This is a genomic window from Sphingopyxis sp. CR5 (genome assembly GCF_059693785.1).
In genome coordinates, this window is the sequence record NZ_JCATIE010000014.1 from 26,307 (window position 1) to 41,287 (window position 14,981).

Below are 14,981 nucleotides of genomic sequence, written 5' to 3' on the forward strand. Positions count from 1 at the left end.
AAGGAGCGACTGCCATGACCGATCTTTCCCGCGACACCGCCGCGACGATGATCGAGACGGCGCGCGCGACCGGCAAGCGCCCCATCGTGCGGACCTTTTTCGACGAAGCGACGTTTACCGCGACCCACGTCGTCCACGATCCCGCGACGCGCCGCGCGGCTATTATCGATTCGGTGCTCGATTTCGATCAGCCGTCCGGCCGCACGAGCCATGCCTCGGCCGACGCGATCGTCGAATATGTCACCCGCGAAGACCTGACCGTCGAATGGCAGATCGAAACCCATGCCCATGCGGACCATCTGTCGGCCGCGCCCTATCTGCAAGAGCGGCTGGGCGGCCAGATCGTCATTGGACGCCACATCGTTACCGTGCAGCGCGTTTTCGGCGACATTTTCAACGAAGACGACCGTTTCGCCCGCGACGGATCGCAGTTCGACCGCCTGATGGCGGACGGCGAAACCTTTCGGCTGGGCGAGATCGACGGCATCGTGCTTCACACGCCGGGCCACACCCCGGCCTGTATGGTCTGGATCATCGGCGATGCGCTGTTCACCGGCGACACACTGTTCATGCCCGATTACGGCACGGCCCGCGCCGATTTTCCCGGCGGCGATGCGCGGACCCTCTATCGATCGATCCGGCGGCTGCTGTCGCTTCCCGGAGAGACGCGCGTTTTCCTGTGCCACGATTACAAGGCGTCGGGCCGCGATACCTATGCCTGGGAAACGACCGTCGCCGCCGAGCGCACGGCAAACGTCCATGTCCACGACGGCGTCGACGAGGACTCGTTCGTCGCGATGCGCGAAGCGCGCGACGGGACGCTGTCGATGCCGAGGCTGATCCTGCCGTCGATCCAGGTCAATATGCGCGGCGGCCGACTGCCCGAGCCCGAAAGCAACGGCACACGCTACCTGAAACTGCCGCTCGACATCCTGTAGACGGCGAGATCGCGATGCCCGATCCCGCCATCCTCGACTTGGCACAGATGATCCTCGGCGCGCTGTCGGGGGTCGTCGTCGGTTTCACGCTGGGCCTGGTCGGCGGCGGCGGATCGATTCTTGCGGTGCCGCTGATCGTCTATCTGGTCGGCGTACCGCAGCCGTATGTCGCGATCGGGACCGCGGCGCTCGCGGTTGCCGCCAACGCCGCGGTCGGCCTTACCAACCATGCGCGCGCCGGACATGTCCGGTGGCCGTGCGGACTGACCTTCGCGGGCGCCGGCATCGCCGGAGCACTGGCGGGGTCGACGCTCGGCAAGAATTTCGATGGCGACAAGCTGCTGTTCCTTTTTGCCCTGCTGATGGTCGCGATCGCGATCATCATGTTGCGACGACGTGGGCAAACGGGCGATCCCGCGGTAAGGATCAGCCGCGAAAATGCGCCGCGCCTGATCGCCTTTGGGCTCGGAAGCGGGGCTTTCAGCGGTTTTTTCGGTATTGGCGGCGGCTTCCTGATCGTCCCCGGAATCGTCGCGGCGACCGGGATGCCGATGATCAACGCGGTGGGCACCTCGCTCGTCGCAGTCACCGCGTTCGGGCTGACCACCGCCGCCAACTATGCGTGGTCCGGGCTGGTCGACTGGCAGCTCGCCGGACTGTTTATCGCGGGGGGCGCGCTGGGCAGCTGGCTCGGCCTGAAAGGTGCGCAGCGGTTGTCGACCCGCACGGGACGGCTCAACACGCTGTTCGCGCTGCTCGTGCTCGCGGTCGCCGCCTATATGCTGTTCCAGAGCGCCGGAGCGGCGATCGGCTGAGCGCACCCCATCATTTACACGATATAATGAATTATATATAATTGATGGGCAAAGGACGCCCATGCCCGACAGCGACATCCCCCGACCCGATCCCCGCCCGCTTCGCATAGGCGACGTCGCGCCCGATTTCATCGCGCGCAGCACCGCGGGCGAGGTTCGACTGAGCGACTATCGCGGACGCTGGCTCCTCTTCTTTTCGCACCCTGGCGACTTTACTCCGGTGTGCACGAGCGAATTCATCGCGATCGCGCGCGCGGCCGGACGTTTCGCGGCGATCGGATGCGACCTGCTCGCCCATTCGGTCGACAGCCTGTTTTCGCATCTCGGCTGGCTCCGCGCGATCCAAGACGAACTCGGCATCGCAATCCCCTTTCCGCTCGTCGAGGACAGCTCGCTCGAAATCGCGCGCGCCTTTGGCATGGTCGACGCCGCATCGCGCAGCGCGGCGTCGGTGCGCGCCGCCTTTTTCATCGACCCCGATGGCGTGATCCGCGCGACGAGCGTCTATCCGCTGTCGGTCGGGCGGTCGGTATCGGAATTGCTGCGCACGGTTGCGGCGCTCCAGCGCACCCACGACGGATCAGCAATGACCCCCGCCGACTGGACCCCCGGCGACGATATCCTGTTGCCGCCGGCAATGGTCGCCGACGACGCGTTGGCGGCGACGGGCGGAGCCGGCTGGTTCTACCGCCTTGCGACCGATGCGGCGGCCGGGGACGAGTCGCCATGAGCGCGGATGCCGACACCGACGACGGGCTCGTCGCGCTGCTCCGGGTCCTGGCCCATCCGGTGCGGCTGAAGCTCGTTTTCGCGATCCGCGAACAGGAATTGGCCGTCGGGCACATCGAAAGCGTCACCGGGGTCGGCCAGCCGCTGCTCAGTCAGCAACTCGGTGTGCTGCGCAAGGCCGGAGTCGTCGAAACGCGGCGCGAGGCAAAGCAGATATTCTATCGCTTGCGTCCCGAGGCGCTGATGCCGATCCGGGCGCTTGCCGACCGCCTGGGCGACCACCCGCCGTCGGGCCCTGTGGGCGGCGGGAGCGCCAGCGCAGCGCATTTCGCGCGCATCTTGCGCTAGAGGTCCAGCCTCCGCGTCGCGAGGCGACGCATCGCCGGGCGATGGCTGACGAGGATCAGCCCGGTGCCCGTTGCCAGCAACCACCGGTCGAGCGAAGCGACCAGCCGCGCTTCGGTCGCGGCATCCAGCCCCTCGCTCGGCTCGTCGAGGAGCAGCCACGGGCGCCTGGCGAGGAGCGCGCGCGCAATCGACAGCCGTTTGCGCTGCCCGCCCGAGAGGCGCGCGCCGTCATCGCCGAGCCAGCAATCCAGCCCCTCCGGCAGCGCCGCCACGACATCGTCGACGCACGCGATCGCGAGTGCCGCCTGCATCGCCGCGCGGTCGATTCCGGGACGCGCAAGCGCCAGATTGTCAACGACGCTCCCCGCCATCATTGCCGCATCCTGCGCCGCGAGCGCGAACAGTTCGCGGCGTGCAGCAAGCGGAATGCCGGCGGCGGCGGCTCCCCCGACGACAAGCGGTTCGGGCGCGTCGTCCCGCAGGCCGGCGAGCGTTTCGAGCAGCCGCGTCTTTCCGCATCCCGACGGCCCGACCAGCACCACGCGCGCACCGGGATCAAGGCGATGGCGCTCGCCGCGCAACACGACCTCGATTGCCTCGCCGGCGGGTGTCGCAGCGCCGGTCGGTGCGGCCTGGTCGGGGAGCATCGCGTCGAGCCGGGCGCGCGCCCCGCGACTTTTCCAATGCTGGAGATCAAGGCGGACGAGCGCGCCGACGCTCTCCATCGCCGCCGCTGCGGCGAGCGCGGCGAGCGCGATCCGCGGCGCACTGGCCGACGACAGCAGCACAATCGCGGCGACCGCGAGGCCGCTGAGGCCCCAATGCACGATCCCGATCACGGCGTCGGCCCGAACGAGGCGGGTGCGCGCACGATGCAGGGGAGCCTCGGCCGCGGCAAGCGCCGCGCGGACATCGTCGGCGAGGCCATAGACGAGCAGGTCGTCTCCCCCCGCCGCGAGTTCGACATAGCGCTCCTTGAGCGCGCCGAGCGCCTGGCTTTCTTCGGCGAGCGCGGGGGCGACGCGCCGCGCGCCGATCGTGCGCGCGGCGCTCCAGCTCGCGGCGGCGGCGGCGAGCAGCGCAAGGGCTGCGCCCGGGCCGGCGAGCGCGGCGAGACCGGCGGCGCCGAGCGCGGTCGCGGCGCCCGAGGGGATCAGGGTCGTCCGCAGCAGCGCCTCTTCGAGCGTCTGCACATCCTCGCCGAGGCGTGCCGCGACGTCGCCCCGCTCGCGGCGCAGGGCTGCCGACGGCGGGGTGGCGATGAGCCGCGCGAACAGGCGCGTCCGCACGTCGGCGAGCGCAAACAGCATCGCCTGGTGGCTGAACAGCCGTTCGCCGTAGCGCGCCAGGGTGCGCACGATCGCCAGGCCGCGAATCGCTGCGCTGGGAATCAGGTAGTTGAACGCCTTGACCGCCGCCGCGCCGCCAAGCCCGGCGAGCGCCGCCCCGGTCAGGAACCAGCCCGAGACCGCGAGCAGCGCCACCGCCGCGAGCGCCGCGAGCGCCGCAGACGCCATGCCGAGAGCGACCGCGCGGCGCTGTCCGCTGCGCGCGGCGTGCAGAAGCGCGTCAATCATGCGAGGTCCGTCACGCTGTCGGCCACAGCCACCAGCCGCGGGTCGTGGGTCGCGACGATCAGCAAGCGCGTCGCGGCGGCGGCGCGCAGCCTTGCGGCGACCGCCTCCGCACTCTCGGCGTCGAGGTCGGCGGTCGGTTCGTCGAGCAGCAGAAGCGGGCGCGGCGCGAGCAGGGCGCGGACGAGGCCGATACGCCGCCGTTCGCCACCCGACAGCCCGCTACCGCGTTCGTCGACCGCCCAGTCGAGCCCGCCGCCGTGCGCCGACAACAGCCGTCGCAGCCCCAGCGCATCGAGCAGCGCGAGCATCTCGTCCTCGCCAACGCCCCAGCGTTCGGCGAGCAGATTGGCGCGCAGCGTGCCGGGCAGCAACAGCGGCCGCTGCCCCGCCCAGCCGCAGCGCCCCGCGAGCGCGGACGGCCCGGCGGCTCGACCATCGACGCGCAGCGTGCCCGCCGCAACCGGCACCTGGCCGATCAGCGCGCGCAGCAGGCTGCTCTTCCCCGATCCGCTCGGTCCGGTCACGACCTGAAGCCCGGCGCCCGGCCAGCTGGCGGTCACCGGCCCGATCGCGGCACCCTGCGGATGCCGGACGACGAGGTCGACGAGCGCGAGCGAGTCGAGGCGGCGCGGCGCGACGGGGAGCGGCGTCGCCGGCGCTGCGATCCCGTCGGCAACCGCCAGCGCGGCGATCGCCGCCTCGCCCTGCTGCTTGTCGTGATAGGCGGCCGCGAGGCGGCGCATTCCGACGTAAAATTCCGGTGCGAGCGCGAGAACGAAAAAGGCGCGCGCGAAATCGAGCTGTTCGGGCGGATCGAAGGGCAGCAGGCCCAGCAAGGCGAACCCGCAATAGACCGCGACCAGCGCGACCGCGAGCGCGCTGAAAAATTCGAGGATCGCGCTCGACACGAAGGCGATGCGCAACACCCCCAGCGTCCGCGCCGCGAGATCCTGAGCCGCCGCGCCGATGTGGCGGATCACGCGGTCCTCGGCGCCATAGGAAAGGACGAGCGGGAGCGCGCGGACGCGATCGACGAACAGCCCGCCGAGCCGCGACAGGGCGCCGAGCTGCGCGTCGCTCGCGGTGCGCGCGGCCCCGCCCGCCAGGGCCATTCCGAGTGCAAACGGGACAAGCGTCGCGACGAGGATCGTCGCCGCAACCCAACTGGCCGGGAGCGCCGCGAGCGCGATCAGCATCGGCGACAGCATGGCCGCTCGGCGCAGCGGCAGATATCGGGCCACATAGGGCTCGATCCGGTCGATGCCCCCGACCGCAAGTTCGGCGTCTTCGCCGACGAGCCGGCCGCGTCCAGTGGCGGCGACCATCAAGGTCGGCGCGATGCGCGCCCGCATCGCGCCGGCGACCGCGATCCCGCGCCGTATCCCGGCAATCATCGCGCCGCCCTGCGCCGCGCCGCGCGACACGGCCGCCACGACAAGCAGCAGCGCCCAGCCTATCGCACCGGTGCGCGCGACCTCACCGGCGACGAGCGGCGCCAGCAAGCGCGTCAACGCGAAGGCGAAAAGCACCGCCGCAACCGTGTCGCCCAGCCATGCGGCAAGTGCGCCGCGATCGAACGTCGGGTGTTCGGATGGGACATTCTGACCAGTTGACATTTTTGTTATATTCACACATTCTCATATTCATTAATTGACGGCTCCGCAAGCGCGGAACCGCCACCCGAGTCGCCGTTCAGGAGTGACGCCATGGACCTCGCCGTCGTCGAGCTTTCCCGCCTGCAATTCGCCCTGACGGCGATGTATCATTTCCTCTTCGTCCCGCTCACCCTGGGGCTCTCTTTCCTGCTTGTCATCATGGAGAGCATCTATGTCATCACCGGGCGCGAGATCTGGCGCACGATCACGCGCTTCTGGGGCCGATTGTTCGGAATCAACTTCGTGCTGGGGGTCGCGACCGGCCTGACGATGGAGTTCGAATTCGGGATGAACTGGTCCTATTATTCGCACTATGTCGGCGACATATTCGGCGCCCCGCTGGCCATTGAGGGGCTGATGGCCTTTTTCCTGGAGGCGACCTTCGTCGGGCTGATGTTCTTTGGGTGGGACAAGCTGTCGAAGCAGGCGCACCTGCTGGTCACCTTTCTCGTCGCGCTCGGGTCGAACCTGTCGGCGCTGTGGATCCTGATCGCGAACGGCTGGATGCAGAATCCGGTGGGATCGCGGTTCAACCCCGAAACGATGCGGATGGAGGTCGCCGATTTCTATTCGGTGTTGTTCAACCCCGTCGCACAGGCGAAATTCGTCCACACCGTCAGCGCGGGCTATGTCACCGCGTCGGTCTTTGTGCTCGGCATATCGGCCTGGTACCTGCTCCGCGGGCGCTTCACCGCGCTCGCCCGGCGGTCGCTGACCGTCGCCGCCGCCTTCGGGCTCGCCTCGTCGCTGTCGGTCGTCGTGCTGGGCGATGAATCGGGCTATGCGCTCACCGACAACCAGAAGATGAAGCTCGCCGCGATCGAGGCCATGTGGCACACCGAAAAGGCGCCGGCCGGCCTGACGCTGATCGGGTTTCCGTCGGTCAAGGATCGCACCACCCGGTACGAGATCAAGATCCCCTATGTCCTGGGGCTTATTTCGACGCGCAGCCTGACCGGCCAGGTTCAGGGTATCAACGAGCTCGTCCTCCACGCACAGGAGCGGATCGAGAGCGGCAAGCGCGCCTATGGCGCGCTGGAAGAGCTGAAGGCCGATCGCACCGACGCGGCGGCGCGTGCGACGTTCGAGGAACATCGTGCCGACCTGGGCTATGCGATGCTGCTGAAACGCTATGTCGCCGATCCGCGCACCGCCAGCGAGGAACAGGTGATGAAGGCCGCCTGGGATACGGTGCCCAACGTACCCGTCACCTTCTGGCTGTTCCGCCTGATGGCGGGGCTCGGCTTCTTCTTCATCGGCTTCTTCGCGCTCGCCTTCTATTTCGCCACGGTCAGGCGGTTCGACGTCAAATGGTTCCTGCGCGCCGCCGTGCTGATCATCCCCCTGCCGTGGCTTGCCGCCGAAATGGGCTGGGCGCTGGCCGAATATGGCCGCCAACCGTGGGCGATCGAAGGGGTCCTGCCGACCTTCCTGGGCGCGTCGAGCCTGACCGTACCCCAACTCTGGACCACGATCGCGGCCTTCACGCTGCTCTATGGCGGGCTGGCGGTCATCGAAGTGCGACTGATGCTCGCCGCGATACGCAAGGGCCCCGAATCGAAGCGGGGCCGCGACCTCGCGTCGGGCGTCGAGCCCCATCCCGGCGCGGGCTATGCCCCGCTGCCGGCCGAATAAGGAGGACAGGTCATGGCGATTCCCTTCGATTATGAAACGCTCCGCCTGATCTGGTGGCTGCTGCTTGGCGTGCTCCTGATCGGCTTTGCCCTCACCGACGGCTACGACCTCGGCGTCGCTGCGCTGCTGCCCTTTATCGCCAAGGACGATGCCGAGCGGCGGCTGGTGATCAACAGTATCGCACCGACATGGGAGGGGCATCAGGTCTGGCTGATCCTGGGCGGCGGCGCGATCTTTGCCGCGTGGCCATTCGTCTATGCAATCAGCTTTTCGGGCTTTTACCTTGCGATATTCCTGGTTCTCGCCGCGCTGATATTGCGGCCGGTGGGTTTCAAATATCGGTCGAAGCGCGACGATGCCGCCTGGCGGACCCGCTGGGACTGGGCGTTGTTCGTCGGCGGTTTCGTGCCCGCCCTGGTTTTCGGCGTCGCGGTCGGCAACGTGCTGGCGGGCGCACCGTTCCGCCTCGACGGGGACTTGCGTGCCTTTTACGAAGGGTCGCTGCTCGGGCTCTTCACCCCCTTCACCCTGCTCACCGGCCTGCTTTCGGTCGCGATGATCGCGCTACACGGCGCGGGCTGGCTCGCTCTCAAGGTAGAGGAGGGACCGGTGATGGATCGGGCGCGCCGTTGGGGCCGTTATGCCGCGATCGCCGTGATCCTGTTATTCGCGCTGGGCGGCGTGATGGTCGCGACGACCGCGCTCGGCTACCGGATCGAGGGCGCGCTCGATCCCGCGGGTCCGTCGAACCCGCGCTGGGCAACAAGCGTCCCCGCCGCCGGTGCCTGGCTGGACAATTACGGTCGCCATCCCTGGATGCTGCTGGCGCCGCTACTCGGCTTCATCGGCCCCATCCTGGCCTATGTCGCGATTGCCGGGCGCAAGCAGGCGCTGCTGTTCGCCGGGTCGGGGCTGGCGGTGTTCGGCATCATCGCGACGGTCGGCCTGTCGATGTTTCCGTTCATCCTGCCGAGCTCGATCGACCCGCATTCGAGCCTGACCGTGTGGAACGCCTCGTCGAGCCATCTGACGCTGTGGATCATGCTTGTCGTGACACTGATTTTCCTGCCCATCGTTCTCGCCTACACGGCGTGGGTGATCAAGGTGCTGTTCGGCCGCGTCACCATGGACGACGTGCGAACCAACCCCGACTTTTACTGACCGGAGGTATCGCCATGTGGTATTTTACCTGGGTTCTGGGCCTTGGCCTTGCCGTCGGCGTCGGCATATTGAACGGCCTGTGGCACGAATTCCACTCGCCCCCCGACGAGGACGCGACGCTCTGATCCCGGCGCGCAAAATTGGCCGGGCGCCGGCGGTGCCATGACGTATCGACGCATCGGAATTCTGGGGTCGGGACGGGCCGCGAAGGCGCTTGGACTGGCCCTCGCGCCCCATTCGCAGGAGCCGCTGTCGGTGTGGGGCCGGTCGGCAGAGCGCGCCGATGCGGCCGTCGCCGCGATCGGCAAGGCCCGACGCGTCGAGACGATGGCGGCGATTGGCGCCGGCTGCGACCTTGTGCTCCTCGCCGTCTCCGACGACGCGATCGCGCGCGTCGCGCACGACCTGGCCTGCGGCATCGAGAGCGGCGGACCGGCCTTCGTCGCGCATGTCAGCGGACGCAGCGGCGCCGAAATCCTCGCTCCGCTTCGCACGATCGGGGCCCGGACCGCCGCCATCCACCCGGCGATGACCTTTACCGGCGATCCGGCGCGCGAGGCCGCGCGGATGCGTGACGCCTGGTTCGCGATCACCGGATCGAGCGCCGAAGCGACCGAGCAGGCACACGGCATCGTGCGCCTTGTCGGCGGTCGCGCGACCGAAATCGCCGAGGCGCATCGCCCGCTCTATCACGCGGCGCTGTGCCACGCTTCGAACCATCTGGTCACCCTGCTCGCCGACGCGTTCGCCATGCTGGACGCCGCGCAGGTCGACGAATCGCGGGCGCTGGTCGCTCCGCTGGTTCGGGCCGCACTGGAAAACAGCCTGGCCAACGGATTCGAGGCGCTGTCGGGGCCGCTGCTTCGCGGCGATATCGATACGGTCCGCGCGCACCTTGCGGGGCTGCACGATTTTTGTCCCGACCGCGCTCCAGCCTATCGCGCCATGGCGCAGGCGACGCTGGATGGGCTCGATCGATCGGGCCGGCACCCGCCGCCCGCGCTTTCCGCGCTGGTCCGCGACGGCGAACGATGATTGCGTCGGTACGCGATCAGGCGAAGTGGAGTTTGCGGTATTTGCCGCGAAAATAGAGCAGAGGATCGCGGCGAGGCTCGAAGATCGCCTTCAGCACCCGCCCGACGAGGATGAAGTGGTCGCCGCCATCGTGAAGCGCCTCGCGCGCGCATTCGAAGCTCGAAAGCGAGCCGGTGAGCACCGGGGTCCCGAATTCTCCGACCGCCCAGGGCGTCGCGGCGAACCGATCCTCGCCCTTGCCGGCAAAACGGTTCGAGGTGGGTTGCTGGCCGATCTGGAGGACGTTGACCGCGAAACGATCGGCATCGCGCAGAATCGGCGCGCTGCCGGCGCCGTTCGCGATGCAGACGAGCAACAGCGGCGGGTCGAGCGAGACCGAGGTAAAGCTGTTCGCGGTGAGCCCGATCGGGGTGCCGTCGGGGCACATCGCGGTAACGACCGTGACTCCGGTCGCAAAGCAGCCAAGCGCGTCGCGGAAGGTGCGCGCATCCGAACCTTCGCGATATTCGGGCGACTCGCGCGGGGCGCGGCGTTCGAGGAAATCGATCAGCCAGCCGCCGAGCGCGTCGCTGCGATCGTCGGTGACGACGAGCGACATGTCCTCGACCTCCGCCAGTTCGCCATCGGGAAGCCCGGCGACGAATGCGGCCGCCCGGTCACCCGAAACGAGGTCCGACCGGGCCCCGCGAACATAGAGCGTCGGCAGCGCGATCGGGGCGGGCGTGCCGGCGAGCCGATCGGCCATCGCGCCGCGGTCGAAGGCATCGAGCAAGCGCGTATCCCATTCGGCCTGCCCCGGTGCGAGCGCCGCCGCCTCGCGTAGCCGCGCACCGATACCGCGGGACGCGGCGGGATCGAGATCGAGCGGAACGTCGACGAGGACCAGCCCCGACGCCAGCAACGCGGCATCGCGCTCGAGCGCGGCGCTCGCAATCCAGCCCCCCAGCGTCGCGGCGACGACGACGGGGCGGGTGCCCATCTGTGCAAGCACCGCGCGCAGATCCTCGACCATCGCGTCAAAATCATAGCGCCCGTCGTCGGGCCATTCGCTGCCGCCATGACCGCGCAGATCCAGGCTGATCACGCGCCGCCCGGCCTGTTCGAGCGCGTTGGCGACCCCGGCCCAGACGCCGCGGGTCTGGCCCGCACCGTGCACGAGCAGCACCGCCGGGTCATTTTCGGAACCGACGACCTCGGCTTCGAGGCGAGCGCCCGCGAATCCGCGATATTCGACGATGCTCATGCGTTGCTGCCCTTCATAGACCCAAGTCCATGCCGCGCTTTGCCGCCGAGTTCCACCCCGCGCGCCAATTTTTCGGATCGTTGATTCAAATCAACGCCGATGTGGCGGACGCCGCCTATCGCAATGTCAGCAGGTCTTTCGGTGGTTGGCCTGCATCGGGATCGGTCCAGCCCGCAACGGGCCGGTCCCCGACACCACCTCCCCCTACTGCCCCGCCGGGAAACCGGCGGGGCATTTCTTTCAGTAATCATGGCGTTCGACGGGCAAGGCGGCTTTGGGGTGCCTGTTGTCCTTGCCGTCTTCGGTTATCGCGAGCCGGGACGGCGGCGGCGTTGCAAAGTTCAGTAAAGTTCAGCCTTGTGGAGCCGCCGATGGGTCGCGTTCGTATCCGTAAATCGTGATCGCCTTTATCCCCCTGCCGAGAGAGCCGAAACGAAGGCTGGCACAGCGGAGCCATGTAGGACAGCGGTTTTTGCGGCGGATGTCCGCTTTGGGGTGGGAAGCGGGCGTTCGCTTCTCTCTCCCGCAATAGAGCTTGAAGCGGGATTTTTCATCTATAGAAATCGAAGCATGAGAGCAGCTTCGATCGTCCTCGCATTCGTCTTGGCAAGCTGCGGTTCCGGAAATGACGCGACGCCAGCAATTGATCGCCGCTGTGTCGTACTGCCGGGCAATAATGTGGCAATCAAACTTTCGGGGGCAGGCAAGAGGTATTTCCCCGACTCCTTCGGAAAGCCGGCACAGGTCTGCGACTTCAAAGGCTATCCGGAGTGCTTCGCCACGATCAGTAAAGTCGAAAACGACTGGTACCCCCGCCATTGGGACGCCGCTGGTGAGCCTTCGCTGTACGAGCGATCTCGTGCTCCCGCCACGTCCGGAACGTCGACTCTGCGCTTTACCTGGTTGCCTAGTTTTCATCATCCGGTGATCGTTCGCATAGAACGTTCCGGCCAAGAGGCTCAATTGGTTGCCAAACAACTGTCCGGCGCGGGTGGTTATGAGCCCGGCATCGTCGAACGGGAAGCGACGCGCCCGCTTTCGGCTATCGAAATAGCAAAGCTCGACGCTATTTTATCCGCGACAAAAGTCCTCGAACAGCGAGCTACCGATTGCAATGGCGGGCTCGACGGTAGCCGATGGATCGTAGAAGGCGTCGATCGCAACGGCTACCATTTTGTTAATCGCTGGTCACCTCAAGAAGGGCCCGTCCGGGAGTTTGGCGATTTTGCACTGGCTCTCTCGGGCCGGACATTCGAGGAACCATACTGAACCGCGTTTCAATCGTTATCTGCCGTCCGCCTCCCACCCCTAAGCTGCCCTATACACGTTGGGGAGAGGCGTGGCGGCGTAACATAAGAAGCGATATCGTACTGTAGAGAGCAATGGAAATTGGTGCCCTGCGCCGGGATGACGATGAGGTAAAGGTCCACGTCCGGTCACAATCGGCCATCTCGCAAAGGATGGTATCGCCTGTCTCTTACGCCCGCATCCCGGCGAGGCGCTCGTCGATGATCGCTTCGGCGTCGGCGATGATGCGGTCGATGAGTTGCCCGCAGGTGGGGATGTCGTGGATCAGGCCCTGGACCATACCGGCCCAGAAGACGCCCTTCGACAGATCGCCCGTTTCGAGCAGTTCGCGCCCCGCGGCACCCGCGACGAGCGGCTGGACATCCTCGAACTTTGCATCGGGCTGCGACAGGCGGCGCACCACTTCTTCGCTGACCGCGCTCCTGCCGACGCGTGCGGTGTTCTTGAAATTGCGGAAGATCAGGAAGCTGCCGCGCTCGTCATTGTCGATATAGGCCTGTTTCACATTGTCGTGGATCGGCGCTTCCTGCGTGGCGCAAAAGCGCGTGCCCATGTTGATCCCCTCCGCGCCGAGGGAGAGCGCCGCGACGAGGCCGCGCCCGTCGCCGAAGCCGCCGCTCGCGAGCATCGGGATCTTCACCTTGTCGGCCGCGGCGGGGATCAGGATCAGTCCCGGAATGTCGTCCTCGCCCGGATGGCCCGCGCATTCGAAGCCGTCGATCGAGATGATGTCGCAGCCCGCGCGCTCGGCCGAGAGCGCGTGGCGCACCGCGGTGCATTTGTGCAGGATGGTGACGCCGTGGGGCTTCAACATCTCCCAGATCTCGCGCACCGCCTGCGTCCCCGCGGTCTCGACGATCTTCACCCCGCCGTCGATGATCGCCTGCGCATAAGCCTTGTAATCGGGGGCGTTGATCGTCGGGAAGACGGTCATGTTCACGCCGAAGGGCTTGCCGGTCATGCCGCGGCAGCGCTCGATCTCGTCGCGCAGCGCCTCGGGGCTCGGCTGGGTCAGCGCGGTCAATATGCCGAGACCGCCCGCGTTCGACACCGCGCTCGCCAGCTCGGCATAGCCCACGCTCTGCATCCCGCCCTGCACGATCGGATGCTCGATCTCCAGCATCTGTGTGATCCGCGTCCTGAATGCCATGCTCGGTCCCTTCCCTGCTATCCTTGCCCTTACGGCAGCGTCGCCATTGCCCATGAATTAACTTGACGCTTACGTCAACGTCGGGTTGAGTCGGTGCGATAGTTAGGTAACGAAGGGAATCGCATGACCATCTCCGACCGCGCCCGTTCCATCGCCGACCGGGTCGAGGCTTTCGTCCGCGAACAGGTCGTTCCCTATGAAAGCGACGCGCGCCGCGACCATCATGGCGCGCCGACCGACGAACTGGTGATGGAGATGCGCGAGCGCGCGCGGGCTGCCGGGGTGCTGACCCCGCATATCCTGGACGACGGCAGCCACCTCAACCAGCGCGAGACGGCGATCGTCCTGATCGCGAGCGGCCTCTCCCCGCTCGGTCCGCTGGCATGCAACACGATGGCGCCCGACGAGGGCAATATGTACCTGCTCGGCAAGGTCGGGAGCGCCGACCTCAAGGCGCGCTTCCTCGATCCGCTGGTCGCGGGCCGGACGCGATCGGCCTTTTTCATGACCGAACCCGCCGAAGACGGCGGCGCGGGATCGGACCCGTCGATGATGCGGACGACCTGCCACCTCGACGGCAACCACTGGGTCGTCAACGGCCGCAAATGCTTCATCACCGGCGCCGAAGGGGCCGGCGTCGGCATCGTCATGGCCAAGGCCGAGGACGTCGCCCAGGGCGGCGGCGCGTGCATGTTTCTGGTCGACCTGCCCAACCCTGCGATCCGCATCGAGCATGTCCCGAACACGATCGACAGTTCGATGCCGGGCGGCCATGCGACCGTAGTGATCGATAACCTTCGCGTTCCCGCCGACCAGATGCTCGGCGAAGCCGGCGAAGGCTTCAAATATGCGCAGGTCCGCCTGTCCCCCGCCCGCCTGTCGCACTGCATGCGCTGGCTGGGGGCATGCATCCGCGCGAACGAGATCGCGACCGACTATGCGAACCGCCGCCATGCGTTCGGCAAGCCGCTGGTCGATCACGAAGGCGTCGGGTTCATGCTGGCCGACAATCTGATCGACATCAAACAGGCCGAGCTGATGATCGACTGGTGCGCGGGCGTGCTCGACACCGGATCGCTCGGCACCGCCGAAAGCTCGATGGCGAAGGTCGCGGTGTCCGAAGCGCTGATGCGCATCGCCGACCGCTGCGTCCAGGTGATGGGCGGCACCGGCGTCACCGACAAGACGATCGTCGAACAGGTGTTCCGCGAAGTTCGTGCCTTCCGCATCTACGACGGCCCGACCGAGGTCCATAAATGGAGCCTCGCCAAGAAGATCAAGCGCGACTGGAAGGGTGCGCAGGCCTGAGCCGCGATCCGCTCGCTCGATCCGTAGCGTCAAAGTCACTTGACGTTTACGTTAACGTCGGGATGATGGAGCGAAATTA

General features: G+C 67.1%; 14 protein-coding genes. 10 read left to right on the forward strand and 4 right to left on the reverse strand.

Annotation, left to right across the window (positions count from 1 at the left end):
• The first annotated feature begins 14 nt into the window (after window positions 1-14).
• From AC58D2_RS18420 to AC58D2_RS18435, 4 genes are all read left to right on the forward strand, one after another.
• Window positions 15-938 (forward strand): MBL fold metallo-hydrolase, encoded by a 924-nt coding sequence (locus AC58D2_RS18420; protein WP_497392544.1) that lies wholly within the window; start codon window positions 15-17, stop codon window positions 936-938.
• A gap of 14 nt (window positions 939-952) precedes the next feature.
• Complete coding sequence (locus AC58D2_RS18425) at window positions 953-1,753, forward strand: sulfite exporter TauE/SafE family protein (RefSeq protein ID WP_497392545.1); 801 nt, start codon at window positions 953-955, stop codon at window positions 1,751-1,753.
• 61 nt (window positions 1,754-1,814) lie between these two features.
• Window positions 1,815-2,483 carry a peroxiredoxin gene (locus AC58D2_RS18430; RefSeq protein WP_497392546.1) on the forward strand — a complete coding sequence of 223 codons (669 nt, stop codon included), beginning with the start codon at window positions 1,815-1,817 and terminating at the stop codon, window positions 2,481-2,483.
• Entirely contained in the window at window positions 2,480-2,830 is a 351-nt protein-coding gene (locus AC58D2_RS18435) for a metalloregulator ArsR/SmtB family transcription factor (protein WP_497392547.1), read from the forward strand. Before AC58D2_RS18430 ends, AC58D2_RS18435 begins: the two co-directional genes overlap by 4 nt.
• Here the strand turns inward: AC58D2_RS18435 and AC58D2_RS18440 are convergent.
• A complete protein-coding gene (locus AC58D2_RS18440) occupies window positions 2,827-4,407 on the reverse strand; it encodes an ATP-binding cassette domain-containing protein (protein ID WP_497392548.1) in 1,581 nt (526 codons plus the stop codon). The genes AC58D2_RS18435 and AC58D2_RS18440 overlap by 4 nt on opposite strands.
• Window positions 4,404-6,023 carry an ATP-binding cassette domain-containing protein gene (locus tag AC58D2_RS18445; protein WP_497392549.1) on the reverse strand — a complete coding sequence of 540 codons (1,620 nt, stop codon included), beginning with the start codon at window positions 6,021-6,023 and terminating at the stop codon, window positions 4,404-4,406. Before AC58D2_RS18445 ends, AC58D2_RS18440 begins: the two co-directional genes overlap by 4 nt.
• Window positions 6,024-6,113: 90 nt before the next feature.
• Between AC58D2_RS18445 and AC58D2_RS18450 the strand changes: the two genes are divergently transcribed.
• Genes AC58D2_RS18450 through AC58D2_RS18465 form a run of 4 tightly spaced genes read left to right on the forward strand, consistent with a single transcriptional unit; the run spans window position 6,114 to window position 9,893 of the window.
• On the forward strand, window positions 6,114-7,697 hold the full coding sequence (locus AC58D2_RS18450) for a cytochrome ubiquinol oxidase subunit I (RefSeq protein ID WP_497392550.1): 1,584 nt from the start codon (window positions 6,114-6,116) through the stop codon (window positions 7,695-7,697).
• 12 nt (window positions 7,698-7,709) lie between these two features.
• A complete protein-coding gene (cydB, locus tag AC58D2_RS18455; protein WP_497392551.1) occupies window positions 7,710-8,858 on the forward strand; it encodes a cytochrome d ubiquinol oxidase subunit II in 1,149 nt (382 codons plus the stop codon).
• A gap of 14 nt (window positions 8,859-8,872) precedes the next feature.
• Complete coding sequence (gene cydX, locus AC58D2_RS18460) at window positions 8,873-8,983, forward strand: cytochrome bd-I oxidase subunit CydX (protein ID WP_497392552.1); 111 nt, start codon at window positions 8,873-8,875, stop codon at window positions 8,981-8,983.
• Between the two features lie 37 nt (window positions 8,984-9,020).
• Window positions 9,021-9,893: a Rossmann-like and DUF2520 domain-containing protein gene (locus AC58D2_RS18465; RefSeq protein ID WP_497392553.1), complete on the forward strand. Its 873-nt coding sequence runs from the start codon at window positions 9,021-9,023 to the stop codon at window positions 9,891-9,893.
• Between the two features lie 16 nt (window positions 9,894-9,909).
• Here the strand turns inward: AC58D2_RS18465 and AC58D2_RS18470 are convergent, their stop codons facing one another.
• A complete protein-coding gene (locus tag AC58D2_RS18470; protein WP_497392554.1) occupies window positions 9,910-11,136 on the reverse strand; it encodes an alpha/beta fold hydrolase in 1,227 nt (408 codons plus the stop codon).
• 570 nt (window positions 11,137-11,706) lie between these two features.
• On the opposite strand from AC58D2_RS18470, the gene AC58D2_RS18475 reads away from it, so the two are divergent.
• Entirely contained in the window at window positions 11,707-12,405 is a 699-nt protein-coding gene (locus AC58D2_RS18475) for a hypothetical protein (protein WP_497392555.1), read from the forward strand.
• A 208-nt stretch (window positions 12,406-12,613) separates the two neighbouring features.
• On the opposite strand, the gene AC58D2_RS18480 is transcribed toward AC58D2_RS18475, so the two are convergent.
• Window positions 12,614-13,594: an NAD(P)H-dependent flavin oxidoreductase gene (locus AC58D2_RS18480; protein WP_497392556.1), complete on the reverse strand. Its 981-nt coding sequence runs from the start codon at window positions 13,592-13,594 to the stop codon at window positions 12,614-12,616.
• Window positions 13,595-13,717: 123 nt separating this feature from the next.
• Here AC58D2_RS18480 and AC58D2_RS18485 point away from each other — a divergent pair, with 123 nt between their 5' ends.
• A complete protein-coding gene (locus tag AC58D2_RS18485; protein ID WP_497392557.1) occupies window positions 13,718-14,902 on the forward strand; it encodes an acyl-CoA dehydrogenase family protein in 1,185 nt (394 codons plus the stop codon).
• The last annotated feature ends 79 nt before the right edge of the window (window positions 14,903-14,981 follow it).